The following is a 21,291-nucleotide window of genomic DNA, read 5'->3' as shown; positions in this document are numbered from 1 at the left end:
CGGGACTCGAACCCGAGAAGCGCGTGCAGGTCAGAGACATTCGTGCTGGTCAGAGGCCCGACCCGACACGAGCCAATGTGCCCCCAGTACGGCCAGACCATGAAAAGTGTGCCCCCAGGGCACGCCCTGGACTAACCGACCGACCGCAGATCGATCGTCGAGCCGATGAACAACCATGACTTGTTGATCCACGCCGGGACCACGACCTGGAGCGCTTCCGCAACCTCACACACGGTCGAGTCCTGCGCCATGAGCACAGTCGTCTCGTCAGCCTTCTGCACCAACTGGACGTGCGTCCCCGGTGGCAGCTCCGACGTCGCCTCGTAACGGACCTCGATGTCCTGGCCGATGTGCATCCACGACGAGTCGACCCAGTCCCGCACGAGTGGGTCGAGCGCCGCGGCAACCTCAGCCACCGTTGCAGACGCGGACAGTAGGCCCACAGATTCGCACTCGCCCTCGACGATCACCGCTGCCACATCACAGGGCAGTTTGGACGTTGACTCGAACCTGACTCGCACAGACTTTCCTCTCCTTTGAGGGATCTCCGGCGGAGAGTTCCCCCGCCTTTGGATCACCTTGAGGTTAGGGCTCAGGTGTGACATCTGCGGCATCCTTGGTGCGATCGTGACCTTTGCGTGGCGGCAAGTGCACTTTGCCTGCACGCTTCGTTTTCTTGGGTTCACCCTTGAGGGTGGTTATGGGGGCGGGATACTGCGCATTGCCCATCAACTCCTCTGTCTGTAGGTAGCCGGCGTCGGTCAGTGCAGCGTTAAGCACGGTCAGGTATGGGACCCGAGCGAGCGACGCCAAGGCCCTCAGGTTCTCCGGTCGCGGCAACTCCCTGACGCCCGACTCCCAGTTGGTCACGGTCTGCCTGGAGACGTCGAGCTTCTTCGCTACCTGCGCCCGGCTGATGTCCCAGTCCTGGTTGTCCAGGAAGTCCTGGATCAGCTGCCCTAGACGTGTCGTCATGCTGCACCTCCCTTCGTCGTCTCGTTGTGTCCCTGGACTGTCTCCCGCCACTGGACACGACCGCAACACGCCTGGGGACCCGGCCCACACCCCAAGTGGCCCAAACGTGGGGACCCATCCGCATGTCTGCTCATCCCCCGATCCTTGCAGGTCAGCACCATCACGCAGAACTTGACGTCCACCACGGTTGACACACGTGGGGACCTTCGCTTACATTCATGTCCAGAGGTACTGGACATCAGCGAGAGTGAGGACTACTGTGAGAGCAACCCAACCAAGACACCCGCGTAAGGAAGTCTGGATGAAGCTCATCGACCACAAGCGGCTCGCGAAGCTGATGCTGATCCAAGGCATCTCCGCCCGGACACTCGCCTCGGAGGCCGGCTGGAAGTCACACACCTACATGGCGAAGCTGGCCAAGGGGACCGAGAGCACACTCAAGGTCGAGCCCGCCTGCCTCATCGCAGACACGCTCGGCGTCGGCGTCGACGATCTCTTTTTGGTCCAGACGTCCAGTGAGACCGAACACATCGTCAAGCACAACCGACGGAAGGTCGCGGCATGAGCGACATCCCCAACGGTTGGCTCACCCCCGACCAGTTCGCCGCCAGTCTCGAGCGACCAGTTCGCTGGGTGCAGGACCACATCCGCACCGGCGCCATCCCCACCGTCCCCATCGGCCGCTACCGGTACATCACCCCCGCGTGCATCGAGCAGATGGAACGCAACGCCCTCGGTGGCAGCAGCGAGATGGGCGACGACTGGGGCCGCGTCACCCGCGGCACGAAGCGCGGTGCCGCATGAACGTCTACAGCGAGCGCGAGAACGACTACTCCCTGGTGAGCCTCCGCACCGCACAGCGCATCCCCTTCTGGAATCACGTCGACTCGGCCCCGCGCTGGACCCCCGGCTGGGCCAAGGCGCTGGACGACTCCGAGCCGTGGTCCGCCACCCGCGAGGATGACTTCTGTCTGGCGATGAACAGCAACCGGGAGCGGTGCGCGAATCCGTCCGACCAGGGTGCCCCACTTTGCGGGTTCCACACGAAGAGGGCAGTGGAGTGGTTCCTGTCCTACGCCGGCCGGTACGTCCTTGCCAACTGGGAGCGAGGCGTGGAGCAGCTATCGCGCGACGCTGACGCGCTCTTCCGTGCAGTCGAGGCGCTGGAGAAGTCGCAGCACACGGGCCGCGAAGACCGTGTCTACTTCTACCTGCTCCCCGAGTCTGGTCTTGTCAAGATCGGCACCTCTCTGCAGCCCAAGGTTCGAGCCAAGATCTTCGCTCAGGGGAAGGGCTGCACCTGGCCCAAGGGTGCGTCGCCTGAGGGCGGTCACCTTCTCGGCACGATCCCGGGTGGGCGCATCGTCGAGGGTTCGCTGCACCTGGAGTTCCGGGGGTCACGCGTCGCGGGCGAGTGGTTCCGCTACGAGGAAGTACGGCCCGCCATTGACGTCCTCTTGTCTGCCGAGCTGGCCGAGAGCGAGGTCGCGTCATGACCCCCACAGCTACCCGTACGTGTCAGTGCGGTGTCCCGGCTGACTCTCCTGGCCCGTTTGTCATCTGTTCCCACTGTGACGTGCCGCGCCGTTGTCTCGCTGATTGCGGCCCGTGTCGCGTGCTGTCGAAGAAGACGGGTATCGGCCCGCGCCCCTAGTCCGGGTTGCGTCGGCGCGTGAACCGTACCGGCGCACCCGCCCCACCCCCACCGAATAGCCGAGCGGCTGCCAGAGCCCGGAAAGCACGACAGCCGCTCAACCCAACAAGGAGAGTATGACATGTCACATGATTTCAGCCCTACGTTTCCAGCGCTGCTACGTCAAGAGCGTTCGCTGCACGAGGACGGTTCCGACGAGGCGGTCGCGCTAGACCGGATGCTCGCCGAGTCCGATGAGCCCATGCCCACCGGCTGGGTTCTCGAGCACATCGGCGGGCAGTGCAGGCCGGGCTACTCCGGGCCGATCTACCAGCCGCACTGGTATGAGGATGGCTGGCTCTGGCCGGACAACTCTCCGGGGTTCAGCGACAGTAAGAGCAGGGCCAAGAAGGTGGAGCGCGCTGACCTCAAGCGCCTCACCCCCCTCCGCTCCGTGCTCGGCGTCCCCGAGATCGAGGTGCCCGCATGAGCGCCATCCTCAGCGGCGCATCTGAGTCGCCAGCGTCGGCAGTGTTCGCCCTGGCCCTCATTGCGGTGACGTTCCTGTACCCGTGGTTCGCGGCGTCGTATGTCCCGGAGCGTCCGCCGTCGCAGGACGAGGTGGCCCGGTGAGCACCATGAGGAAGTCCACCGCGCTGGCGATCCAAGCGGGCAAGGGCTGGTACTGGCCAACCAACACCCGGAAGGCCCACTACTACCTCGCCGACAACCGCACTGTATGCGGGAAGGGCGTCGTCCTAGTCCTCCCGGAAGACCTGGCGGGGTTCGGCACCTACCCCTCGCCGGATGACTGCGTGGGATGTACCCGAAGGGTCGCAGCCGCCAAGTCGGCTCTCGCGGTCGAGGGCGGTGCGTCATGAGCACCGCCACCCAGCTCGATACCCGTCAGCAGGCGAACCGGTTCCGTACGGCCTTGGATTGGGTTGACGATAACGCGGATTGGTTGCCGCCTGGTTGGTTGATCAGCCGTGAGGGTGAGCTGGTGTGGGGCCGCAAGTCAAACCGCCTCGCTGTCCTCGAGTCCGTGGCCCACCGCCTCGGACCGGCAGAAGGGCGCGCGTCGTCGTCGTACTGGCCGCGTGAGGGTTCCCGGCCCGCGTTGAGCATCCAGTGGGGGCAGCCATGAGCAGCGCGCGGAGGCTCAGGGACGCCGCGAAGGTGCTCCGAAAGGGTGCCGAGAAGGCGACGTGCGGGCCGTGGCGCGTGGTTGGGGCGTTGGTCGGGTCACCCATTGGCGACGTCACCTACTACGCCGACGACTCCGACGCGGTCTACATCGCGACCATGCACCCGGGCGTCGGTCTGGCCCTCGCCGACTGGCTCGACGACGAGTACATGCAACAGAACGGCCCCACCGAACACGCCATCACGATCGCTGACCTCATCTTGGGCGGCAACCAGTGAGCGTCTACTACCACGACGAAAGGGTCACCCTTTACCACGGCGACTGCATCGAGATCCTGCCCAACCTAGACATTGAGGCCGCAGCCCTCCTTACGGACCCGCCCTACTTCAAGGTCAAGCAGGACGAGTGGGACAACCAGTGGGACAAAGCAGGGGAGTTCCTGTCCTGGCTCGGGTCGTTCCTGGACGCGGCGAAACCCCTGCTCGCTGCGAACGCGTCCGTGTGGGTGTTCGCCTCCCCGGCCATGACGCCATCAGTCGAAAGGCTGGTCGCTGACCGGTTCCGCGTGCTCAACAGCATCCGCTGGGTTAAGGAAGCGGGCTGGCACCAGAAAGCCGAACTAGCCGCGATGCGCTCATTCCTGACCCCCTGGGAGGGGATCATCTTCGCCGAGCAGTTCAGTGAGTCCGCCCGGTCAAAGGCGCTCGACGAGGCCAAGGAGGCTTGGGCAGGAATTGGCTCCCGCCTCATGGCCGCACGGCAGTCCGCCGCACTGTCTCGCGAAGATGTGGCGTCTTCGTTTGCTGATGAGCACAAGAATCTCGCTGGAGCGAAGGCTCGAGTCAGTGCGTGGGAGATTGGGAATGAGCGGATCGCGCGCCACGCATTCGACGCCCTATCGGGAATCTGCGACCTCCCCTGGGATTCGCACTCCACACTCGTCTCCGAGTACGAGAGCGCAGACCGGCGGCGCCGGGTCGAACTGGAAAGGACTCGCCGCCCCTTCACCATCGCGGGCCGCGCACAGTCGACCGACGTCTGGTCGTTCCCCACGGTCTCTCCCTACCCAGGCAAGCATCCGTGCGAGAAGCCTGAGACCAAGGCGAGCTCGACTTCGGGAGCGCGTCGTGACTCTCACTGCGATCGCCCACCCGGAGTTGTCGCGGGTCGAGCTAATCGACGCGGCGGGTCGGACGGTCGCCGAGTACACGACTGGCGACGCACTCGACCTCGCCGACCACATCCGCGACGTCGCCTACACCACTGACGACCCCCAAGCACTCGCAGCCGCAACAGGCCGCTACGAAACGAGGACCCCATGAACGACAAGATTGTCCGCCACGAAGACCTGGACGTGCTCCGTGCCCTGCGCAACGGAGAGGCCGTCAACACCCCGGACCTTGACCCCATCCTGGACCGCTACATCCGGGCAGCCGAGGCCGACAAGCCCGCGCTGCCCGAGGGGTGGGTGCTGGTTCGGTTTGAGTCCGGCAACCACGGGGCGTACTGGCACAAGGACGGAAACCTCTACTGCAACGACGGCGCCAAGGTCTATGGGCTGGCCTATGAGGTGGGCGAGACAATCGACCGCGACCTGGTCACCCTCCGACCGTCGATCACCGGCACCGATGTGGCTGCCGCTGTGGACATCCTGCTTGATCGCCAGCCGGATGAGGCGTGCGGCGAACTGGTGCGGGACATGTTCCGTGCTGCCGGGGTCGAGGTGCAGTCATGACCGGCCTCCCACCAACCTGGCACGTCGACGAAGACAACGACGGCATCGCCATCTTCGAAGGCCCCGGCGAATACCGCAAACTCATCCTCCGCCGCTGGCAACACGAAGCCGTGTTCGACGTCCTCCGCGACCTCATCGTTGAGCGCGACGCAACCAGGGGGCGGGCATGAGCGCCACGACTCTCGGGACCGCCGTCATGCTCGGCAGCTCGCCCGACCGCAGCAAGGAGTGGCACGCGATGCGCGCCGGCCGCCTCGGTGGCTCGGAGATCGCGGCAGTCATCGGCCTGTCGAAGTGGGAGTCCCGGTTCTCCCTGTGGCACCGCAAGCGCGGCGAACTCGGGGAGAAGGAAGCGAACCCCGCGATGACCGTCGGACAGTACGTGGAGGCCGCGACCCTCGCGTGGTGGGCCGACCAGCACCCCGAGCTGAACATGCAGTCTGCGAAGGGCACCTGGACCCACAAAGATCGGGACTGGCAGGTCGCCAACCTCGACGCATGGGCGGCCGGCAAGACGAAGCGTGACGCGTCCGTGGTGGAGGCCAAGTTCTCCGTCCGCGACGACGAGTGGGGCGACGAGGGCACCGACGAGATCCCGCCGTACTACCGGGCGCAGGTGCTCTGGTACCTCGACGTCACCGGCCTCGCCCAGGCGTACGTACCCGTCCTGTTCGGCGCGTCCGGCCGGTTCGCGGAGTACGTGGTGAGGACCAGTAGGGCCGAGCAGGCATACCTGCTCTACGAGGGCCGCACGTTCCTGGACGAGGTGGAGCAGGACATCCGCCCGAACCTCGACGCGCACACCGCCACGTACAGCGCCGTCAAGGAGCTCCACCTGGACATCGACGGCGAGACGGTCACCACCGACCCCGAGGTCCGCGACGAGTGGCAGGCCGCGAAGGCCGCCCTCGAAGCGGCCAAGACCGAGGAGCGCCGCACCTCCGCCGTCCTCCTCGACCTCATGGGCGACGCCAAGTTCGCCCAGGTCGACGACGACACCTACGCACGACGCCAACCCACCGGACGCGGCTCCGTCGCGCTCTACCCGGTGACCCCGAAGCCAGCCAAGGAGAAGACAGCATGACCGCCATCCAGAACGCCGTCGCCCGCCAGCAGAACACCCCCGGTGCGATGGTCCAGCAGTACCGCTCCGACTTCGCCGCCGTCCTCCCCTCGCACATCAAGCCCGAGACGTGGGTGCGCGTCGCACAGGGTGCCCTCAAGAAGGGCCGCAAGCAGGGACAGCAGTTCGAGCTGGAGATCGCCGCACAGAACAACCCCGGCGTATTCCTCGCATCCCTCCTCGAGGCCGCCCGGCTGGGGCTCGAGCCAGGTACGGAACAGTTCTACCTCACGCCCCGCAAGGTCAAGGGCCAGCTCGAGATCCTGGGGATCGTCGGATACCAGGGCCACATCGAACTGATGTACCGCGCCGGGGCCGTGTCGTCCGTCGTGGCTGAGGTCGTCCGCGAGCGGGACACGTTCCGCTACCAGCCCGGTCAGGACGCCGTCCCCCACCACGTCATCGACTGGGACAGCGACGACCGGGGCCGCCTGCGCCTCGTCTACGCCTACGCCCGCATGAAGGACGGCGCGACCTCCCGGGTCATCGTCCTCAACCGCGCCCAGATCGAGACGATCAAGGCGTCGTCGCAGGGCGCGAACTCCGACTACTCCCCGTGGCAGAAGCACGAGGAAGCCATGTGGCTGAAGTCTTCCGTGCGCCAGCTCCAGAAGTGGGTGCCGACGTCTGCCGAGTACATCCGCGAGCAGATGCGCGCCGCCCGCGACGTCGCCTCTGAGCCGATCGGGTCCACCTCCCTGCCCACCGCCGAGCCCGAGCCGGCGCACAACCCGGACACGGGCGAAGTGGTCGACGGTGAGGTCATCGACGAGCCCGCCCCCTGGGACGAGCAGGCCGACTGATGGGCCGCCGCTACGTCACCCTCGACTACATCGACCCGCACACGGGCCGCGAACTCACGGTCGACCCGGGCGACTACGAGGACCACGACCAGGGCGTCATCGACCTCTGGTGCCCCGGGTGCCGCACACCCGAGTCCCGCTGCCGACCACCCGGCTGCTGCGACACCTGTGCCGAGCGCGCCACCACCTGCCCCAGCGGCCGCCACCAAGCAGGCTTCGGCGACCTCGACCACGAACGCGGCACCTGCGACTGCCGCACCACCCGCAACGCACACCGGGACGCGTCATGACCTACTTCCTCGCCGCCGCAACCCTCACCCTCCAAGCCGGTCTCATCCTCGGACTCACCGCATTCGCCTACGGGGTGTGGGCGCTACTCACCACGCCCTGGGACGACACCCGCCCCGCACAACACGGCGACACCTCCGTGCTCGACCACCACGCCGGCATCGGAAGAGGTGGACGGTCATGAAGCTCTTGGATCTGTTCAGCTGCCAGGGCATCGGCTCAACCGGGTACCACCGTGCCGGCTGGGAAATGACCGGCGTCGACATCGACCCCACCCACGGCCGCTACTACCCGTACGAGTTCATCCACGCCGACGCCCTCCAGTACCTCATCGACCACGGCCACGAGTACGACGCGATCCACGCTTCGCCCCCTTGCCAGGCGATGACGAGGGGCAACGCGGGCAGGGTCACGAACCACGTGAACCTCATCCCGCAGACGCGCATGGCACTCGTCGCCACCGGCCGACCATTTGTGATCGAAAACGTGGAGCACGCCAAGCGCCACCTCATCGACCCCGTCACGTTGTGCGGGTCCATGTTCGGCCTCACCACCCAAGACGAAGACGGGTGGCCGCTGTGGCTCCCCCGCCACCGCCTGTTCGAGACCAACTGGGGACTCGCCGCACCCCCGCACCCGGCACACAACACCGTCCCCGGCTGGGTCGCGGGCGTCTACAACGGCGGCCGCGCACGCAAGGCCGGCGCCACCGCAGCCGAGCACCGCCACGACTGCAGGTACGTCCGCAAGGGCGGGTACGTGCCCCGCGACCACGACGTCAAGCGCCGCCTCCTCGGGGTCGACTTCCCCACCACCGTCAAGGCGCTCACCGAGTGCATCCCCCCGGCCTACACCGAGTTCATCGGCCACCAGCTGGCCGCCCACGTCAAGGAGAACGCAGCATGAACGACTCGACCGAGCTCATCCGACCAACCTGTGCCTGTGGATGGGAAGGGTCACTCGCACCCACCGAAGCCGAAGCGAACGGGCGAGTCGGCAACCACCAACGGTCCAAGGCATGCCCGTACGCGGACACCAGGGACCTGCCCCCGGCAGGCGACTGGCGGGACGGGCCCGTCGCGTGCCGGCCCATGCTCGACGACCTGTTCTTCCCCGACACGTACTCCACCAAAGCCGAGATCGAGGAGGCGCTGTCAGCGTGCCGCCGCTGCCCCGTCCAACGCGCCTGCCTCGACGAAGCCCTCGCAACACCCGAGGAGCACGACCACGGCATCCTCGGTGGCGCAACGGAGAAGGACCGGCGCCGCATCCGCAAACTCAACCTCACCGGGCAGGCAGCCGCGGACTGGGTTGAGGACCGCCACCCCCCGCTGCTCGTGGACGCATCATGAGCGAGAGCTGCGACTACTGCTACACGTCCGAGAGCGACGCGTTCTACCTGCGGGCGATCGGGTTCACCGAGTACGACGGATACCGATCCCCGCTGGTCAAGGCGTGGTGCGGGAACTGCGAGCCCGACGAGCCGACCGACCCCGAAGCCACCGCCGCCATGTGGAAGGCCGTCAAGGCACAGCGCCGAGGTGCGTCATGAGGTCCCGCCCCGTGTCCGTGCCCACCAAGAGGGTCCGTGCGCACATCGCCCCGTTCATCGACGCCGGCTACTCCCGCAACGTCATCGCCGCCGCCGCAGCAGTCCACCCCAGGACCGTCAACAGCGTCATGGCCCTGAAGCACCGAACAGTCAAGGCAGGCACCGCCCAGGCACTCCTCGCCCTGTCGTGGGGGACCGTCGCGGCACACTCCCACACCGCCGCGTACGTGCCCAGTGTCGGCACCAAGAGGCGTGTCGAAGCTCTCGTGTGGGCTGGTTGGCGACTCGACAAGATCGCCGAACACGCAAGCATCAACCGGACCACGCTCGACCGGGCGATCCACGGCCGCACCCACCGCATCAACGGGGCCAACGCAGCCACGATCGCGGCCACGTTCGACCAGCTGTGGGACAAGAAACCCGTCGGAGTCGACTACAAAGACCGCCGCGCCATCACCCAAGCACGCAACCGGGCACGCCGACTCAACTACCAACCGGCCCTCGCGTGGGACCAAATCGACGACCCCACCGAAACCCCCGACACCGGGGCCGTCGAACCCCGCACAAACGGACGCCCCGCCCACCTCCGCATCGAAGACATCGAATGGGTCCTCAACACCGCCGGCCCCTGGACATGGGACGGGCTAGCCGACCGCCTCGAAACGAAACGGAACACCCTCGAGCGGGCACTCATCCGCCACAACCGGGGCGACCTGTTGCGGCGGATTAGGGCAGAAAGGACGGCGGCGTGAGCAGCCCCAAAACCCGCAGAAAATGGGGGCAAGAATGGTAGAATTTGAGGAGCCGAGAGCCACGAATAGACCCCCGCATCCTGCGGCTAACAGGACCGGGGGCGTGGCCGAACAGGATCGTAAGGAGTTGTTCGACATGCGAAGTCTATCCCAACACAGCTTCCCCCGTGCCACCCCTGGCGGTGCGCCATGAGCGTGCAGGCAGTGGCGTGGGCCATTGACGCCGAGAAGACCGGCCCCCTGTCCGCTGAGGCGCGTTTGGTCCTCGTAGTGATGGCCGACCGTGCCGACAAGGAGGGCCGCAACGTCTACCTGTCCGCCGGTCGTATGGCACGCACGTTGGGGACCACTGACAGGTCCGTCCGCCGACACCTGTCCGCGTTGCGCAAGGCCGGTGTCATCGTCCCGGGCGACCCCGAAGTCATCCCCGACTACTACCGCCACGACCGTCGACCAGTGGTGTACAACCTGCCCATCAACCGGGAGCTGGCGTCCAAGCGTTTTCTCGCGGGCATCGTGCCCCCGGACGACTGGAACGCGGAGGAGGGTGAAGACATTTGGGCGGAGGAAGTCAAGCCTCGCCAGAACATGCCGAGGGAGTGGATGGCGTCGTTCGAAGCCACTGCACGACCTGACAGCAATGTCATCCCGTTGAGGGGTCACGGGGTGACAGCAGTGACCGGACGACCTGACAGCACTGTCCGCCACGGGGTGACAGCAGTGTCACCCAAGACAGTATTTGATCCTCCATCAATCCCAACGTCGCTTTCGTCATCATTCATCCTCACCTGCGTAAGGCGAGCGATCGGAAGCTTGGACTTGGGGAGCCTCCGCAACGACATGATGCCGCTACGCGCAGGGGTGATGGCATGAGTAACCAGCCAGGAACACCGCTCGGCGTCGCAGGCCACCTTCCCAACGTCCCAATGTCGGGCGGGGTGCCCCCGTGGTGCTCGTGCGGCTACCGGTGGGACCGACGCGACCCGTCCAGTGAACTCGTCGGCCAGCACATGGCACGCCTCGCCTCCGAGCTTGGTGTCGAGCAGAACGTGCCGGGGTGGCTCCGATGAACCCGGTCCCGTACTACGCGCAGGGTTCGACCACCTTGCACCACGGGCGCGACCTTGACGTCCTCGAGGCCATGCGCGACGAGTCGGTCGACATCGTGGTCACGTCGCCGCCCTACAACATGGGACTCGTCCCGGGCGGCAACGGGCGCGGCATGTACCGGCCTGGCGCCAGTAACAAGGGCGGCAGGTTCCGCGACGGGTACGGCGAGCACGACGACGCTATGCCGCAGGACGAGTACGACGCGTGGCAGCGGAAGGTGCTCGCTGAGTGCTGGCGCGTGTCCCGGCTGGCCGTGTTCTACAACCACCGTCCCCGCGTCGAGCACGGCGTCCTGCGGGACCCGTTGAGCAACGACTTCGGTGGCATCCCGCTCCGGCAGCGCATCATCTGGAATCGCAAGACCGGCATCGACGTCAACCTCCGCACCTTCTGCACGCGCGGCGAGTACGTCCTGTTCTTCGCCAAGCCAGACATGCGCCTCGCGAGCCACTCCGCGTCGGGCATGGGCGACATCTGGGATCTCGGTATGGAGGTCGGTGTCAAGGACCACCCGGCCCCGTTCCCCATCTCGCTCCCCCTCCGCTGCATCGAAGCGACAGGGGCGGCCAGTGTCCTCGACCCCTACGCCGGGTCCGGGTCAACGCTCGTCGCCGCCCAGCTCGCGGGCATCACCGGCATGGGCATCGAACTCGAGGAGAAGTTCTGCGACCTCGCTATCTCACGCCTCGCACAGGGTGTCTTGGACTTCGGTGAGGCGTCATGAAGCTCACCCAATCCACAGGCAAGGCCCTGGTCCAGCTCGTGGCCCACATGCGCCGCGACTGGCAACCAGCCGGTATCGAGGCCGCCATCCGCAAAGCAGCCGCCGACGCACCGGCCTTCGACGTGTGTGTCGCGGCAGTCAGGGCAGCAGCCGACCCCGAGGCCAAGACGCCCGGCCTGATCCCAGCACCCGGGCCGCACTGGGCCACCACCGCAACCGGGCGGCGGACACCACCAACCATGTGCGGCGTCCACCCCGACCACCGCGCCGCGTTCTGCCCCGACTGCGCCCTGCCAGACGAAGAACGACCAACACCCGAACAGATAGCCGCCATCAGAGGAAAGGCAAGCGCGTGAGCAGCATCACCCTAGAAAAGGTCCACATGACGATGGGCTACTACGAGCCGGACGGGGGCCGCGTCCTAGTCAACACGAGCGGCTATGACGTCGTCGCAGGTTTCACTGCCGACGAGGTTAGGCAGTCCCTGGTGGACAAGGCCACGGACGCACTCGCGGGCCTACTCACCTCTACAGGCACAGAGAACCGCGCCGTCCTCGGCCGAATGGTCGACGTGACTGTTATGACATGGGATTCCGGCGAGAAGTTCTTTGAGTTCTGGATCGACAGGCCGCAGCACGAAGCCCACACCGAGGAGAACCCATGAGCCACATCGCCAAGGCCCGCGAACTGCACAACGCCTACCTAACCGCGAAGCAGCCCGACATCATGTTCGACCGGCTCGAACTGCTGCTCACGGCACTCCCCGACGCGCTGGACGAAGCCGAGGTGCACGAGCGTGGACGCGCCAACGCTGTCCGGCAGCTAGGGGAAGCACTGGACCGTGCCGAGCCCCTAGCGACCGTCTGGCAGGACGGCTACGAAGCCGGCCACCGCGACCGGTCTACGGCCGACGAGATCGACGCCGACTGGGACCCCACACCCAACCCACACGAGGGGGAATCGTGATCGACCGCCTCATGGACTGGCTGGCGCACGTCATCCTCGCGGCCGCCGCACTCGGGGCCGCCATAACCGTCCTCTACGTCCTCGCACTGATCGTCTGGAGGGAACTCGCATGACCACCACCGCCTACGACGCCCTCCGCCTCGAACGCCTCCACACCGCACCCACAGAAGCACAAGACATGCCCGCAAACGAACGCATCGGGGCAGCCATCCGCGAAATCTGCCGCCTCCTCGACGAAGACACCCGCAACCGAGCACAAGCACGACGACACCACGACCGCACACCCAAGGAGACCCAGTGAACTTCCTGCGCGCCACCCTCACCGCGCTCGTGGACCGCCTCATCGAACGTCGCGCCATGAACCACCCCTACTTCGTCGCCGAAGACCAGTTCGGCCAGTTGGCGATCTGGGTTGACCAAGGCACCCGCGCCACCCCGCTCTGGTGGCGAGCCAGCGGCACGCCGTCACAAGTCGAACGACGCGCCCTGTTCGACCACCTCACCGCAACCATGCCCCGCCGCGACCGCCAGGAGAACGCATGAACAACACCCCCATCACCATTGTCGGCAACCTGACGCAGGACCCCGAGCTGCGCTTCACCCCGTCCGGTGCGGCCGTCGCCAACTTCACCGTCGCGTCCACGCCGAAGAAGTTCGACAAGCAGGCGCAGGAGTTCAAGGACGGCGAGACGCTGTTCATGCGCTGCTCGGTGTGGCGTGAGGCTGCCGAGCACACCGCTGAGTCGCTGCACCGTGGTGACCGCGTCGTCGCAACCGGCACCCTCGTCTCCCGATCCTGGGAAAAGGACGGCGAGAACCGCACCGTCATGGAGATGCAGGTCGACGAGATCGGCCCCTCACTCCGGTACGCCACCGCCCAGGTCACCAAGGCCCAGCGCAACGACCAGCGTCCCGCCCAGCCCGCCCAGGCCGGGTGGGGCGGCCAAACCCAGCAGGGCGACCCCTGGGCAGGCGGCGGGAGTGGGCCGGCGAGCAGCAACCCGGCCGACGACAGCCCGCCCTTCGCCGCATGAGCGCCGCCGACGTCAAGGAGTACCGGCGCAGGATCGAGGCGTTGGAGGCCGACTGGAACATGGAGCGAGACCGACGTCAGGCAGCGGAGGCCGCACTGGCGCGGGTTGAGGCGCTGGCTGCTGCGTTTGAGGCACCCGGCGTCGGCTACCGCGGTGTGGCACTCGCCATCCGCGAGGCTATGGGGGGCACGCCATGACCTACACGATGACGCTTGCTGCGGGTATGGACTACCTCAACGCGAATCACCGCACCCACTGGGCGGCGAAGGCGAAACGGACCCGGTACTGGCGGGACCGCGCACGTCTCGAAGCACGACGCGCAGGCATACCGGCACTCGACCGGGCGCACATCACCGTCACCATCCACAAAACCCGCGGCGGGCGCTACGACCCCGGCAACCTCGCCCCCACAGCGAAGGCCATCGTCGACGGCCTAGTCGACGCAGGCGTGTTAGACGACGACGACGCCACGAGGGTCATCGGCCCTGACATGCGGGCCGGCGAGAAACGTGACGTCCGCCAACTCGTCATCACCATCGAAGCACTACCCGAGGAGAAGACCGCATGAGCCAGCACCAAGTCACCGTCACCTACGACTTCACGAGCGTGGAGGTGTTCACGGATCGACTCGACGCGATGATCGACCTCCTCGACGCCCGTCTGCCTGTAACCACCCCGCCTGGCACCCTGGGCGCCCCCGTGGACGACGTGGAGCAGTCCGGCGGGTCCGTGGAAGGTGTAGGCGCCAGCGAGCCTCCTGTGGGCTCTCAGGTGACCGACACGGATGGTGACATCTGGGAGCGGCGTGAGAATGGCTGGCACCTCCTGGACCCCGTCGGCAGCGCATGGGACACCATTCAGCGCCACGGCCCCCTCCGCCACAAGCCGACCCCGCCCCTGCCTGTGGCCCAGGACGACGAGGTCATCGTCAAGCGCACCGACCTGGAGAACGCGCTCTACCGCAACAACGCACCCAGGGCCGAATGGACCCGCACCATCACCAACCTCCGTGCTGCTCTTGACCGGGGGCAGGGCGCATGAGCTGGGACCACGAAGCACGCGAGGTTCTGGTGCAGAGCTTGGACCCGTACAACGTCGACCACACCCGGACGCACGGCGAGCGCCTGGACGACGTACTCGACTCCCTGGCCCCGGTGGTCGCCCGTGAGGTCGCCCGCGCCAAAGCCGAAGCGTGGGACGAGGGGTATAGGGCGGGCGTCAACGACGAGCGCACTTCTAGCGAACTAGGCAGGATCGCTTCACCCAACCGCGCCAACCCTTACGACACCGACACCGAGGCGGGCGGGTCATGAGCGGCACCGAAGTGGCTATCTCTGCGGTGCTCATCCTGGTCGCCTACTTCGCCATCGGCTGGTTCACGGCATGGGAGGTGGCGCGAGCAGGGCTAAGGCTCCGACCCACCTGCCGCCGATGCATGGACGGAGTGCCGACCCACGGATGCAAGCGGGGCGGCAAGGCCACCACATGTGAGAGCTGCAACGAGTACGCGTGCTCAGAGCACAGCACTGGAGGTGTGGAGATCCTTGTTGTGGTGTGGCCCGCTTACCTCATCGCCGGGGCCGTCTTCATCCTCCAGGGTGCAGCAGCTGCGATTTCTCCCACCCGAATAGCGAAGGCGCAGGACGAGAAGTCCCGGATGACGACCCTCATCCCAGGCAAGCACGCGGAGGACTCGTGAGCGCCCACGACCACTGCACCAACTGCCACTCCCCCGACCACCACCTCCCCCTCATCCCCCGCGACGGCGACCACCGACCACCAGCCAACAACGAAACCACCCAGGAGCAGTGATGACCGAGCAGCGCCTAACCGAAGACGAACGCCTAGAGATCGCCTGCGCCTGGAGCGACTTCCGCAAGGACTACGGCGCGAGCTACGACGACGAGACCATGCGCCTCGAGCACCGGGCGTTCAAGGCCGGGTGGGAAGCAGGACGCCACGGAGACCAGAGCGGCGTACTCCGATGAGCGGCCCAACGATCGAGCCCTGCACGCCGGAAGATTTCTGGGGCGACCCGGGACCACTCATCGGCCACACACGACCCCTGCCCGTCACCCAGCCAGCAGCACAGACCGACGCACCCGACCTACTGCAAGCGCTCCTCGACTCACTAAACCGGACACGCACCAAGGAGGGCACATGAGCGAGACCTGGCTGACCAGCGACCTCCACCTCGGCCACGAGAAGGTCGCCCAGATCCGCGGATTCGACAGCACCCGCGACCACGACCGGGCAGTCCTCAACGGACTCACCCGCCGCATCGGACTCAACGACAACGTGTTCCTCCTCGGCGACCTCGCAATGGGCCCTGACAAGGACAGCCACCTCAGGGCCATCCGCGACGCAGCCGGCCACGACGCACACATCACCGTCGTCCTCGGCAACCACGACCGGCCCCACCCCATGCACAACAACGGCCACCGGCAACTGTTCAAGTGGTTGCACCTGCTCGCTGACGCCGTAGTCACCACCGCCACGATCAAGCACGCCGGACAGGTCCACCTCATGTCCCACTTCCCCTACGACGGCGAAGGTGCAACCCGGCCCGACGCAGTAGACCGCGACACCCAGTGGCGGCTCAGAGACGAAGGCACCCCACTCATCCACGGCCACGTCCACGACACCGTCAGGGCACGCACCAGCCGCCTAGGGACGCCCATGTACCACGTCGGCCTAGACGCATGGGACCTCGCGCCCGTCACCATCCACGAACTGACGCAGGAGACCCCGTGACTGACCCGATCGAGCGCGCCCACCTCGTCGCCACCACACGCACCCGCATCCGCCACCAACTCGAAACCGCCCTCGACCAAATCGCCAACCACTGGCACGGCGCCCAGAACCCACCACCCGCAGCAGCAAGCACCGGGTCCAAGAAGCCCAAGCCCGGGTCACGCCTACCCATGCCACTCGACCCAGCCTCAGCAGTCGACGAAGCATGGCGCACCCTCCGCTCATGGGGCCAGCTCGTCATGGAAGAACGCGGCGTCACCGTTGGGCCACGCACCGGACACACACCGTCCTGCAGTCGCGGGTGCACCGAGAAGCACGGTCCGACAGGTAAGCAGATCGCACAGTGGCTCGCCCTCCACGCTGAATGGCTCTCCGCCCACGACGCTGGTGAGTACGCCGCACACGAACTCGCCCGCCACGGCAGACGACTCCGCGACATCGACCTCGGGTACAAATCACGCCGCTTCCAAATCGGCCCCTGCCCCGAAGAAACCATCACCGACGAGATGGGCGTCACCGAGGCCTGCACCGGTGGGCTGTGGGCGCTCATCCGCGAAGAAGACAACATGCTCCCCGACCGAGTCGTCTGCGACCACAACGGAGACCACACCTGGTCACCCAGCCAATGGGCTGCGCTAGGCCGGCGAATGGGCAACCCTAGTGCTGACGAGATGCACCGAGAGATGACACGCATGGCAGGACACACCAGTCAGGAGACAGCATGAACATCACCGAGTTCCTACGGGCACGGCTCGACGAAGACGCGAGCGACAAGTCTCTTTGGGTGGACTACGTACCCATCGGGTCCGACAACGTAGCCACCGACGCCGAGTGGGCCCGCGTCCAAGCCCAACATGAAGCGCTAGAGGAGCGGGTGCGCCGCGAGATTGCGGCCAAGATGGTCGCCTTGCTGTACTACGAGGAGCACGACACCGACAGCCTGGCGGCGATCGTCGAAGCAATGGCGTGCGTCTACTCAGACCACCCCGACTTCAACCCAGCCTGGGCATGAACACCACCTACATCACCGCTGACCTGGCCGCCTCGTGGCTGCGTGTGTCCAGGCGCACCGTGCACCGTTGGGCCAAGCGCGACGGCTGGTCAACCAGGGGCCGCAACCGGCACACCCAGTACCTACTCGACGACGTCTCACGCACCTACGAAACCGAACACACCCAACTCCTACAGGAGAAGTAGCAATGACGCGGTGGATGTGATAAGGTCGCTATGCGAGTGTGATGTATTCACCCACAACCACTCCCCCACGACAGCCCCCGACCATCACTGGCACGGGGGCTTCGTCGTACCCCCACACGTCCCGTTCGGGGCTGTCACCATCACAATCACTATCACCCCCAGGAGTAACCATGTCCAACTACCAGGTTGTTACCGTCGCCGACGAGACAGTCACCGTCGATGCCGACAAGTACACCATCGACGAGCACGGCATCCTGCACCTGTACGTCTCCTCCGGTCCCCGCGCCGCCTTCGCCCCCGGCCGGTGGTCATCCGTGGTTGAGCAGCAGGGCTGACCCAACCCCCCACACGTCCTGCCAGGTGCCGCCCGAGACCACCCAAGGCCACCCACCGTGGTGCGCACACCGCCCGGGCCGAGCACCCCAGGACCACACCAACCCCCTCGCCCAGCCACACACCAACCACCAGGGGCACACGACCATGAGTCGCAGCCACCACCTTGGGTAACGGCGCTGGAGCAGGGGACACGCGGGAGGCGACGGCATGGGTGCATCACGACGGTGCCTCACCCGCCCTGCTGCCCCCGTAGGCAGTAGTGCAGCACCCGTGCGCCCACGCGGACAGGGCCACGCCCTAGCGGCCAGCACGCCGGCCCAGCATCAGCACAAGGTCGCACCAAGCGTCACACACCGTGCGTCACCACCCGTGCGCGCCCACCATGCACCCCGCCGCCCAGCACGCACCACACCCAGCCACCCACGCGCGCACCCAGTCACCACACGGTCGGCACCCGCACCGCATGGACACAGCGCATGACAGGCTGGCAAGGCTGGACCAGACGCAACGAGCTGCCAGCCGACTGGGAAGCACGCCGCGACGCCGTCCGCACCCGCGCAGGCGGCCAGTGCGAGGCCACAGACCCAGCCACGGGCACACGCTGCACCACGACCGGCTGCGAGTGCCATCACGCAGGCCGCAGGGACGACCACAGACTCAGCGCCCTCCAATGGCTATGCACCGAATGTCACGCAGTCATCACCTACGAGCAAGCAGCGACCGTTCGAGGAGCACAGCAAGCGAAACGCGAGCACCCAAACCGTCGAAACCCCGGACTGATCGCATAGTCATACATCACTTCGGATGATTATGCACCCAAGGGTGGCCACCACCCCCCACCCCCGGTGACTCAAAGGACAGTTGGGTCCTGCTGCTCGGGCTGGCTACGGGTCTCCCACTTTTCTGATCCTGCATAAGTATGCAGTCCGCTCCGCCGCCACGGTGGTCTGGACCATCGACACACCCGACATGGGAGGTCACATCATGGCTGGTCGCGGCCCCGCACCGAAGGATTCGAGCCGTCGCGCTCGGGCCAACAAGGACCCGATGGCGCTGCGTGTCATTCACGCCCAGCCGACTGAGCAGCCTGACCTGCCGGACTTCGATGTCCAGGTCGAGGTTGATGGTGAGCTGTCGTCTCGGTCGTTTGTGTGGCCGGCTCGGACTCGCGAGTGGTGGGCGATGTGGGGTGAGTCTCCGCTTGCGGCTGAGTTCACGTCCACGGACTGGGACTACCTGCTCGACACTGCCCTGCTGCACGCTCGGTTTTGGAATGGTGATCACAAGGTTGCCCCGGAGTTGCGGCTGCGTGTCGCGAAGGTTGGCGCGACCCCCGAAGACCGTGCGCGTCTGCGGATCCAGTTCGCTCAGGCTGATGAGGCTGACGAGAAGCGGACCCGCCCATCGGCCCGTAGCCGCCACGCTGGCTTGAAGCTCGCGGAGTAGCCCGGTGCCCTGGAGGCCAGGGTTCCCCGGTGAGCGGCCCACGCTTGGTCATGCTGCGATCGAGTGGCTGGAGGACAACCTTGCGACGCCGGACCGGGTGGACTATGAGCCTCTGGTCTTGACTCGGGAGCAGGCTGAGTTCCTGCTGCGCTTCTATGAACTGGATCCGGTGACGGGCCGGCGTGTTGTCCGTCGTGCTGTCCTTTCGAGGCCGCGTGGTTGGGGCAAGTCGCCGTTCGTCGCTGCGGTCTGCATCCTCGAGGCGCTGGGTGATGTCGTCCCGGATGGTTGGGATGCAGACGGTCGCCCGGTTGGGATGCCGTGGGCTGAGGTTCGGACGCCGTTGGTGCAGATTGCCGCGGTATCTGAGGACCAGGTCATGACGAACACGTGGTCTGCGGTCAAGGAGATGTTGGACGCCGACTTGGCGCCGCCCGTGTTCGACAACTACTACGGCATTGAGCCGTTGGACACGATGGTGAATCTGCCCCGCGGCAAGATCCTGCCGATCACGGCGTCTGGCGCCACCGCAAAGGGTGCCCGGACTGTGTTCTCGGCTTGGGATCAGACGGAGGAGTGGACCCGCACTAATGGCGGGTTCAAGCTGCGCCGGATCCTGGCGGACAATGCGGCGAAGGTCGGCGGTTCGTACATCGAGACGCCTAACGCGTTCACCCCTGGTGAGTCTTCGGTGGCCGAGGAGTCGGCGCAGGCTTGGGCGGCGATCAAGGAAGGCCGCGCACGGGTCGACAAGCGGCTGCTGTACGACCACAGGGAAGCACCACCCGAGACTGACCTGACGGAGCGCGAGTCGCTACTGGAGGGCCTGCGGCACGCCTATGGTGACAGCTCGGCGGATCCCCGCGGGTGCGTCATCCACGACCCGCCGTGTGAGCCTGGGTGGGCTGACCACGAGGAGCACATCGGCCGCATATGGGACCCGGACGCTGACGAGCAGGATTCGCGTGCGAACTTCCTGGGTCAGATCACTCACGCTTCGGACTCTTGGCTGTCGGCCCCGGACTGGGGTGCTTGTTACAGCGAGAAGCAGGACAAGCCGGTGCCGCCATTGTCGGCCCGCGACGTCATCACTCTCGGCTTCGATGGTTCCCGTGGTCGCGCTAAGGGCAAGCCGGATGCGACGGCGCTGATCGGGTGCCGCGTCTCCGATGGTCACATCTTCCAGGTGCAGGTTTGGGAGGCGTCGGACCGCAAGGAGGAGTGGCCTGACTGGACTCCTCCGATCCCGGAGATTGAGGCCGAGATCGAGGCGTGCTTCAAGCGGTACAAGGTCGTCGGGTTCTATGCGGACCCTGGCCGTGACTGGCGGTCTCACGTGAACGCGTGGGAGGCCCGTTGGGGCGGCCAGGTGCCCGACAAGATGAAGGCCACCCGGGATCACCCGTTTGAGTGGTGGATGACTGGCGGTAGGGCCGTGAAGGTGGAGCTGGCTGTTGAGGCGCTTGAGGGTGCCGTGCATAACCAGGACTGCACCCACGATGGTGCCGCTGCATTGACCCGCCACGTTCTGAATAGCCGTCGTCGCTTGTCTCATGGGCGTCTAGCGCTCGCCAAGTCTTCCCCTGCGTCCACACGCAAGATCGACGCTGCCGTGGCTGCGGTGCTGGCGTGGCAGGCCCGTCTCGATGCTCTGGCTGCCGGCTTGGGTCAGGCGCGCAAGAAGTCCACTGTCCGCCGTGTCCGTTAACCACCGAG

41 protein-coding genes are annotated in these 21,291 nt (G+C 66.3%); 39 read left to right on the top strand and 2 right to left on the bottom strand.

The genetic code is table 11. The features are described from left to right. Positions 1–131: 131 nt before the first annotated feature. The gene (locus ACI3EY_RS16855) at positions 132–479 is read right to left on the bottom strand and encodes a hypothetical protein (RefSeq protein WP_405041215.1); all 348 of its coding nucleotides are present in this window, start codon (positions 477–479) and stop codon (positions 132–134) included. Between the two features lie 106 nt (positions 480–585). Beyond that, positions 586–975, bottom strand: coding sequence for a helix-turn-helix transcriptional regulator (locus tag ACI3EY_RS16850; RefSeq protein WP_405041214.1), 390 nt, complete (start codon positions 973–975; stop codon positions 586–588). Between the two features lie 301 nt (positions 976–1,276). On the opposite strand from ACI3EY_RS16850, the gene ACI3EY_RS16845 reads away from it, so the two are divergent. The 39 genes from ACI3EY_RS16845 to ACI3EY_RS16655 all read left to right on the top strand — a co-directional run bounded on the left by ACI3EY_RS16845 (position 1,277) and on the right by ACI3EY_RS16655 (position 21,283). Next, positions 1,277–1,540, top strand: coding sequence for a hypothetical protein (locus ACI3EY_RS16845; protein WP_405041213.1), 264 nt, complete (start codon positions 1,277–1,279; stop codon positions 1,538–1,540). Then, positions 1,537–1,779, top strand: coding sequence for a helix-turn-helix domain-containing protein (locus ACI3EY_RS16840; RefSeq protein ID WP_405041212.1), 243 nt, complete (start codon positions 1,537–1,539; stop codon positions 1,777–1,779). The genes ACI3EY_RS16845 and ACI3EY_RS16840 overlap by 4 nt, the downstream gene beginning before the upstream one ends. Beyond that, positions 1,776–2,471: a hypothetical protein gene (locus tag ACI3EY_RS16835; protein WP_405041211.1), complete on the top strand. Its 696-nt coding sequence runs from the start codon at positions 1,776–1,778 to the stop codon at positions 2,469–2,471. Before ACI3EY_RS16840 ends, ACI3EY_RS16835 begins: the two co-directional genes overlap by 4 nt. Before the next feature lie 279 nt (positions 2,472–2,750). Beyond that, positions 2,751–3,098 (top strand): hypothetical protein, encoded by a 348-nt coding sequence (locus ACI3EY_RS16830; RefSeq protein ID WP_405041210.1) that lies wholly within the window; start codon positions 2,751–2,753, stop codon positions 3,096–3,098. Further along, positions 3,095–3,241, top strand: coding sequence for a hypothetical protein (locus tag ACI3EY_RS16825; RefSeq protein WP_405041209.1), 147 nt, complete (start codon positions 3,095–3,097; stop codon positions 3,239–3,241). The genes ACI3EY_RS16830 and ACI3EY_RS16825 overlap by 4 nt, the downstream gene beginning before the upstream one ends. After that, a complete protein-coding gene (locus ACI3EY_RS16820) occupies positions 3,238–3,489 on the top strand; it encodes a hypothetical protein (protein ID WP_405041208.1) in 252 nt (83 codons plus the stop codon). The genes ACI3EY_RS16825 and ACI3EY_RS16820 overlap by 4 nt, the downstream gene beginning before the upstream one ends. Beyond that, entirely contained in the window at positions 3,486–3,755 is a 270-nt protein-coding gene (locus ACI3EY_RS16815; RefSeq protein ID WP_405041207.1) for a hypothetical protein, read from the top strand. Before ACI3EY_RS16820 ends, ACI3EY_RS16815 begins: the two co-directional genes overlap by 4 nt. Further along, positions 3,752–4,033, top strand: coding sequence for an ead/Ea22-like family protein (locus tag ACI3EY_RS16810; protein ID WP_405041206.1), 282 nt, complete (start codon positions 3,752–3,754; stop codon positions 4,031–4,033). The genes ACI3EY_RS16815 and ACI3EY_RS16810 overlap by 4 nt, the downstream gene beginning before the upstream one ends. Further along, positions 4,030–5,022, top strand: a complete 993-nt coding sequence (locus ACI3EY_RS16805) for a DNA methyltransferase (RefSeq protein WP_405041205.1) — start codon at positions 4,030–4,032, stop codon at positions 5,020–5,022. Before ACI3EY_RS16810 ends, ACI3EY_RS16805 begins: the two co-directional genes overlap by 4 nt. Before the next feature lie 51 nt (positions 5,023–5,073). Continuing rightward, a complete protein-coding gene (locus ACI3EY_RS16800) occupies positions 5,074–5,490 on the top strand; it encodes a hypothetical protein (protein WP_405041204.1) in 417 nt (138 codons plus the stop codon). Beyond that, entirely contained in the window at positions 5,487–5,660 is a 174-nt protein-coding gene (locus tag ACI3EY_RS16795) for a hypothetical protein (protein WP_405041203.1), read from the top strand. Before ACI3EY_RS16800 ends, ACI3EY_RS16795 begins: the two co-directional genes overlap by 4 nt. Then, positions 5,657–6,574: a lambda-exonuclease family protein gene (locus ACI3EY_RS16790; RefSeq protein ID WP_405041202.1), complete on the top strand. Its 918-nt coding sequence runs from the start codon at positions 5,657–5,659 to the stop codon at positions 6,572–6,574. The genes ACI3EY_RS16795 and ACI3EY_RS16790 overlap by 4 nt, the downstream gene beginning before the upstream one ends. Then, positions 6,571–7,416, top strand: coding sequence for a recombinase RecT (locus tag ACI3EY_RS16785; RefSeq protein WP_405041201.1), 846 nt, complete (start codon positions 6,571–6,573; stop codon positions 7,414–7,416). The genes ACI3EY_RS16790 and ACI3EY_RS16785 overlap by 4 nt, the downstream gene beginning before the upstream one ends. Continuing rightward, positions 7,416–7,706: a hypothetical protein gene (locus ACI3EY_RS16780; RefSeq protein ID WP_405041200.1), complete on the top strand. Its 291-nt coding sequence runs from the start codon at positions 7,416–7,418 to the stop codon at positions 7,704–7,706. The genes ACI3EY_RS16785 and ACI3EY_RS16780 overlap by 1 nt, the downstream gene beginning before the upstream one ends. A 178-nt stretch (positions 7,707–7,884) precedes the next feature. Further along, entirely contained in the window at positions 7,885–8,610 is a 726-nt protein-coding gene (locus tag ACI3EY_RS16775; RefSeq protein ID WP_405041199.1) for a DNA cytosine methyltransferase, read from the top strand. Then, on the top strand, positions 8,607–9,056 hold the full coding sequence (locus ACI3EY_RS16770; protein ID WP_405041198.1) for a WhiB family transcriptional regulator: 450 nt from the start codon (positions 8,607–8,609) through the stop codon (positions 9,054–9,056). Before ACI3EY_RS16775 ends, ACI3EY_RS16770 begins: the two co-directional genes overlap by 4 nt. Then, positions 9,053–9,256 carry a hypothetical protein gene (locus tag ACI3EY_RS16765; protein WP_405041197.1) on the top strand — a complete coding sequence of 68 codons (204 nt, stop codon included), beginning with the start codon at positions 9,053–9,055 and terminating at the stop codon, positions 9,254–9,256. Before ACI3EY_RS16770 ends, ACI3EY_RS16765 begins: the two co-directional genes overlap by 4 nt. Before the next feature lie 11 nt (positions 9,257–9,267). After that, complete coding sequence (locus ACI3EY_RS16760) at positions 9,268–10,008, top strand: hypothetical protein (RefSeq protein WP_405041196.1); 741 nt, start codon at positions 9,268–9,270, stop codon at positions 10,006–10,008. Positions 10,009–10,197: 189 nt separating this feature from the next. After that, positions 10,198–10,881, top strand: coding sequence for a winged helix-turn-helix domain-containing protein (locus ACI3EY_RS16755; protein WP_405041195.1), 684 nt, complete (start codon positions 10,198–10,200; stop codon positions 10,879–10,881). A gap of 193 nt (positions 10,882–11,074) precedes the next feature. Next, entirely contained in the window at positions 11,075–11,842 is a 768-nt protein-coding gene (locus tag ACI3EY_RS16750; RefSeq protein ID WP_405041194.1) for a DNA-methyltransferase, read from the top strand. Further along, on the top strand, positions 11,839–12,198 hold the full coding sequence (locus ACI3EY_RS16745) for a hypothetical protein (protein ID WP_405041193.1): 360 nt from the start codon (positions 11,839–11,841) through the stop codon (positions 12,196–12,198). Before ACI3EY_RS16750 ends, ACI3EY_RS16745 begins: the two co-directional genes overlap by 4 nt. Then, positions 12,195–12,506: a hypothetical protein gene (locus tag ACI3EY_RS16740; protein WP_405041192.1), complete on the top strand. Its 312-nt coding sequence runs from the start codon at positions 12,195–12,197 to the stop codon at positions 12,504–12,506. Before ACI3EY_RS16745 ends, ACI3EY_RS16740 begins: the two co-directional genes overlap by 4 nt. Then, positions 12,503–12,808: a hypothetical protein gene (locus ACI3EY_RS16735; protein WP_405041191.1), complete on the top strand. Its 306-nt coding sequence runs from the start codon at positions 12,503–12,505 to the stop codon at positions 12,806–12,808. Before ACI3EY_RS16740 ends, ACI3EY_RS16735 begins: the two co-directional genes overlap by 4 nt. 109 nt (positions 12,809–12,917) lie before the next feature. Further along, positions 12,918–13,109 carry a hypothetical protein gene (locus tag ACI3EY_RS16730; protein WP_405041190.1) on the top strand — a complete coding sequence of 64 codons (192 nt, stop codon included), beginning with the start codon at positions 12,918–12,920 and terminating at the stop codon, positions 13,107–13,109. Beyond that, the gene (locus tag ACI3EY_RS16725; protein WP_405041189.1) at positions 13,106–13,351 is read left to right on the top strand and encodes a hypothetical protein; all 246 of its coding nucleotides are present in this window, start codon (positions 13,106–13,108) and stop codon (positions 13,349–13,351) included. The genes ACI3EY_RS16730 and ACI3EY_RS16725 overlap by 4 nt, the downstream gene beginning before the upstream one ends. After that, positions 13,348–13,842 (top strand): single-stranded DNA-binding protein, encoded by a 495-nt coding sequence (locus ACI3EY_RS16720; protein ID WP_405041188.1) that lies wholly within the window; start codon positions 13,348–13,350, stop codon positions 13,840–13,842. The genes ACI3EY_RS16725 and ACI3EY_RS16720 overlap by 4 nt, the downstream gene beginning before the upstream one ends. Continuing rightward, positions 13,839–14,039: a hypothetical protein gene (locus ACI3EY_RS16715; protein WP_405041187.1), complete on the top strand. Its 201-nt coding sequence runs from the start codon at positions 13,839–13,841 to the stop codon at positions 14,037–14,039. The genes ACI3EY_RS16720 and ACI3EY_RS16715 overlap by 4 nt, the downstream gene beginning before the upstream one ends. Further along, on the top strand, positions 14,036–14,410 hold the full coding sequence (locus tag ACI3EY_RS16710) for a RusA family crossover junction endodeoxyribonuclease (RefSeq protein ID WP_405041186.1): 375 nt from the start codon (positions 14,036–14,038) through the stop codon (positions 14,408–14,410). Before ACI3EY_RS16715 ends, ACI3EY_RS16710 begins: the two co-directional genes overlap by 4 nt. Next, complete coding sequence (locus ACI3EY_RS16705) at positions 14,407–14,883, top strand: hypothetical protein (protein WP_405041185.1); 477 nt, start codon at positions 14,407–14,409, stop codon at positions 14,881–14,883. Before ACI3EY_RS16710 ends, ACI3EY_RS16705 begins: the two co-directional genes overlap by 4 nt. Beyond that, the gene (locus ACI3EY_RS16700) at positions 14,880–15,155 is read left to right on the top strand and encodes a hypothetical protein (protein WP_405041184.1); all 276 of its coding nucleotides are present in this window, start codon (positions 14,880–14,882) and stop codon (positions 15,153–15,155) included. The genes ACI3EY_RS16705 and ACI3EY_RS16700 overlap by 4 nt, the downstream gene beginning before the upstream one ends. Next, the gene (locus ACI3EY_RS16695) at positions 15,152–15,541 is read left to right on the top strand and encodes a hypothetical protein (protein ID WP_405041183.1); all 390 of its coding nucleotides are present in this window, start codon (positions 15,152–15,154) and stop codon (positions 15,539–15,541) included. The genes ACI3EY_RS16700 and ACI3EY_RS16695 overlap by 4 nt, the downstream gene beginning before the upstream one ends. Before the next feature lie 112 nt (positions 15,542–15,653). Continuing rightward, entirely contained in the window at positions 15,654–15,830 is a 177-nt protein-coding gene (locus ACI3EY_RS16690; RefSeq protein WP_405041182.1) for a hypothetical protein, read from the top strand. 172 nt (positions 15,831–16,002) lie between these two features. Further along, positions 16,003–16,596, top strand: coding sequence for a hypothetical protein (locus ACI3EY_RS16685; protein ID WP_405041181.1), 594 nt, complete (start codon positions 16,003–16,005; stop codon positions 16,594–16,596). Next, a complete protein-coding gene (locus tag ACI3EY_RS16680; protein ID WP_405041180.1) occupies positions 16,593–17,321 on the top strand; it encodes a hypothetical protein in 729 nt (242 codons plus the stop codon). Before ACI3EY_RS16685 ends, ACI3EY_RS16680 begins: the two co-directional genes overlap by 4 nt. Next, on the top strand, positions 17,318–17,608 hold the full coding sequence (locus tag ACI3EY_RS16675; RefSeq protein WP_405041179.1) for a DUF6221 family protein: 291 nt from the start codon (positions 17,318–17,320) through the stop codon (positions 17,606–17,608). The genes ACI3EY_RS16680 and ACI3EY_RS16675 overlap by 4 nt, the downstream gene beginning before the upstream one ends. Further along, positions 17,605–17,793, top strand: a complete 189-nt coding sequence (locus ACI3EY_RS16670) for a hypothetical protein (RefSeq protein ID WP_405041178.1) — start codon at positions 17,605–17,607, stop codon at positions 17,791–17,793. Before ACI3EY_RS16675 ends, ACI3EY_RS16670 begins: the two co-directional genes overlap by 4 nt. Positions 17,794–17,963: 170 nt before the next feature. After that, on the top strand, positions 17,964–18,128 hold the full coding sequence (locus ACI3EY_RS16665) for a hypothetical protein (RefSeq protein WP_405041177.1): 165 nt from the start codon (positions 17,964–17,966) through the stop codon (positions 18,126–18,128). 970 nt (positions 18,129–19,098) lie between these two features. Next, positions 19,099–19,575, top strand: a complete 477-nt coding sequence (locus ACI3EY_RS16660) for a phage terminase small subunit (RefSeq protein ID WP_463671348.1) — start codon at positions 19,099–19,101, stop codon at positions 19,573–19,575. Positions 19,576–19,693: 118 nt separating this feature from the next. Then, positions 19,694–21,283, top strand: coding sequence for a hypothetical protein (locus ACI3EY_RS16655; protein WP_405041175.1), 1,590 nt, complete (start codon positions 19,694–19,696; stop codon positions 21,281–21,283). Positions 21,284–21,291 lie beyond the last annotated feature (8 nt).

It is taken from the genome of Serinicoccus shuyuelongi (assembly GCF_045032955.1).
Lineage (GTDB): Bacteria > Actinomycetota > Actinomycetes > Actinomycetales > Dermatophilaceae > Ornithinicoccus.
Note: the sequence above shows the minus strand (reverse complement) of the source record. Positions and strands in the feature narration are given on the sequence as shown.

Coding starts and splice junctions, on each gene's coding strand:
- ACI3EY_RS16715 (WP_405041187.1), top strand. CDS start 13,839: ATGAGCGCCGCCGACGTCAAGGAGTACCGGCGCAGGATCGAGGCGTTG.
- ACI3EY_RS16700 (WP_405041184.1), top strand. CDS start 14,880: ATGAGCTGGGACCACGAAGCACGCGAGGTTCTGGTGCAGAGCTTGGAC.
- ACI3EY_RS16815 (WP_405041207.1), top strand. CDS start 3,486: ATGAGCACCGCCACCCAGCTCGATACCCGTCAGCAGGCGAACCGGTTC.
- ACI3EY_RS16790 (WP_405041202.1), top strand. CDS start 5,657: ATGAGCGCCACGACTCTCGGGACCGCCGTCATGCTCGGCAGCTCGCCC.
- ACI3EY_RS16705 (WP_405041185.1), top strand. CDS start 14,407: ATGAGCCAGCACCAAGTCACCGTCACCTACGACTTCACGAGCGTGGAG.
- ACI3EY_RS16675 (WP_405041179.1), top strand. CDS start 17,318: ATGAACATCACCGAGTTCCTACGGGCACGGCTCGACGAAGACGCGAGC.
- ACI3EY_RS16730 (WP_405041190.1), top strand. CDS start 12,918: ATGACCACCACCGCCTACGACGCCCTCCGCCTCGAACGCCTCCACACC.
- ACI3EY_RS16735 (WP_405041191.1), top strand. CDS start 12,503: ATGAGCCACATCGCCAAGGCCCGCGAACTGCACAACGCCTACCTAACC.
- ACI3EY_RS16695 (WP_405041183.1), top strand. CDS start 15,152: ATGAGCGGCACCGAAGTGGCTATCTCTGCGGTGCTCATCCTGGTCGCC.
- ACI3EY_RS16830 (WP_405041210.1), top strand. CDS start 2,751: ATGTCACATGATTTCAGCCCTACGTTTCCAGCGCTGCTACGTCAAGAG.
- ACI3EY_RS16845 (WP_405041213.1), top strand. CDS start 1,277: ATGAAGCTCATCGACCACAAGCGGCTCGCGAAGCTGATGCTGATCCAA.
- ACI3EY_RS16670 (WP_405041178.1), top strand. CDS start 17,605: ATGAACACCACCTACATCACCGCTGACCTGGCCGCCTCGTGGCTGCGT.
- ACI3EY_RS16745 (WP_405041193.1), top strand. CDS start 11,839: ATGAAGCTCACCCAATCCACAGGCAAGGCCCTGGTCCAGCTCGTGGCC.
- ACI3EY_RS16710 (WP_405041186.1), top strand. CDS start 14,036: ATGACCTACACGATGACGCTTGCTGCGGGTATGGACTACCTCAACGCG.
- ACI3EY_RS16800 (WP_405041204.1), top strand. CDS start 5,074: ATGAACGACAAGATTGTCCGCCACGAAGACCTGGACGTGCTCCGTGCC.
- ACI3EY_RS16775 (WP_405041199.1), top strand. CDS start 7,885: ATGAAGCTCTTGGATCTGTTCAGCTGCCAGGGCATCGGCTCAACCGGG.
- ACI3EY_RS16825 (WP_405041209.1), top strand. CDS start 3,095: ATGAGCGCCATCCTCAGCGGCGCATCTGAGTCGCCAGCGTCGGCAGTG.
- ACI3EY_RS16770 (WP_405041198.1), top strand. CDS start 8,607: ATGAACGACTCGACCGAGCTCATCCGACCAACCTGTGCCTGTGGATGG.
- ACI3EY_RS16660 (WP_463671348.1), top strand. CDS start 19,099: ATGGGAGGTCACATCATGGCTGGTCGCGGCCCCGCACCGAAGGATTCG.
- ACI3EY_RS16665 (WP_405041177.1), top strand. CDS start 17,964: ATGTCCAACTACCAGGTTGTTACCGTCGCCGACGAGACAGTCACCGTC.
- ACI3EY_RS16765 (WP_405041197.1), top strand. CDS start 9,053: ATGAGCGAGAGCTGCGACTACTGCTACACGTCCGAGAGCGACGCGTTC.
- ACI3EY_RS16720 (WP_405041188.1), top strand. CDS start 13,348: ATGAACAACACCCCCATCACCATTGTCGGCAACCTGACGCAGGACCCC.
- ACI3EY_RS16785 (WP_405041201.1), top strand. CDS start 6,571: ATGACCGCCATCCAGAACGCCGTCGCCCGCCAGCAGAACACCCCCGGT.
- ACI3EY_RS16795 (WP_405041203.1), top strand. CDS start 5,487: ATGACCGGCCTCCCACCAACCTGGCACGTCGACGAAGACAACGACGGC.
- ACI3EY_RS16835 (WP_405041211.1), top strand. CDS start 1,776: ATGAACGTCTACAGCGAGCGCGAGAACGACTACTCCCTGGTGAGCCTC.
- ACI3EY_RS16755 (WP_405041195.1), top strand. CDS start 10,198: ATGAGCGTGCAGGCAGTGGCGTGGGCCATTGACGCCGAGAAGACCGGC.
- ACI3EY_RS16690 (WP_405041182.1), top strand. CDS start 15,654: ATGACCGAGCAGCGCCTAACCGAAGACGAACGCCTAGAGATCGCCTGC.
- ACI3EY_RS16840 (WP_405041212.1), top strand. CDS start 1,537: ATGAGCGACATCCCCAACGGTTGGCTCACCCCCGACCAGTTCGCCGCC.
- ACI3EY_RS16780 (WP_405041200.1), top strand. CDS start 7,416: ATGGGCCGCCGCTACGTCACCCTCGACTACATCGACCCGCACACGGGC.
- ACI3EY_RS16685 (WP_405041181.1), top strand. CDS start 16,003: ATGAGCGAGACCTGGCTGACCAGCGACCTCCACCTCGGCCACGAGAAG.
- ACI3EY_RS16750 (WP_405041194.1), top strand. CDS start 11,075: ATGAACCCGGTCCCGTACTACGCGCAGGGTTCGACCACCTTGCACCAC.
- ACI3EY_RS16850 (WP_405041214.1), bottom strand. CDS start 975: ATGACGACACGTCTAGGGCAGCTGATCCAGGACTTCCTGGACAACCAG.
- ACI3EY_RS16810 (WP_405041206.1), top strand. CDS start 3,752: ATGAGCAGCGCGCGGAGGCTCAGGGACGCCGCGAAGGTGCTCCGAAAG.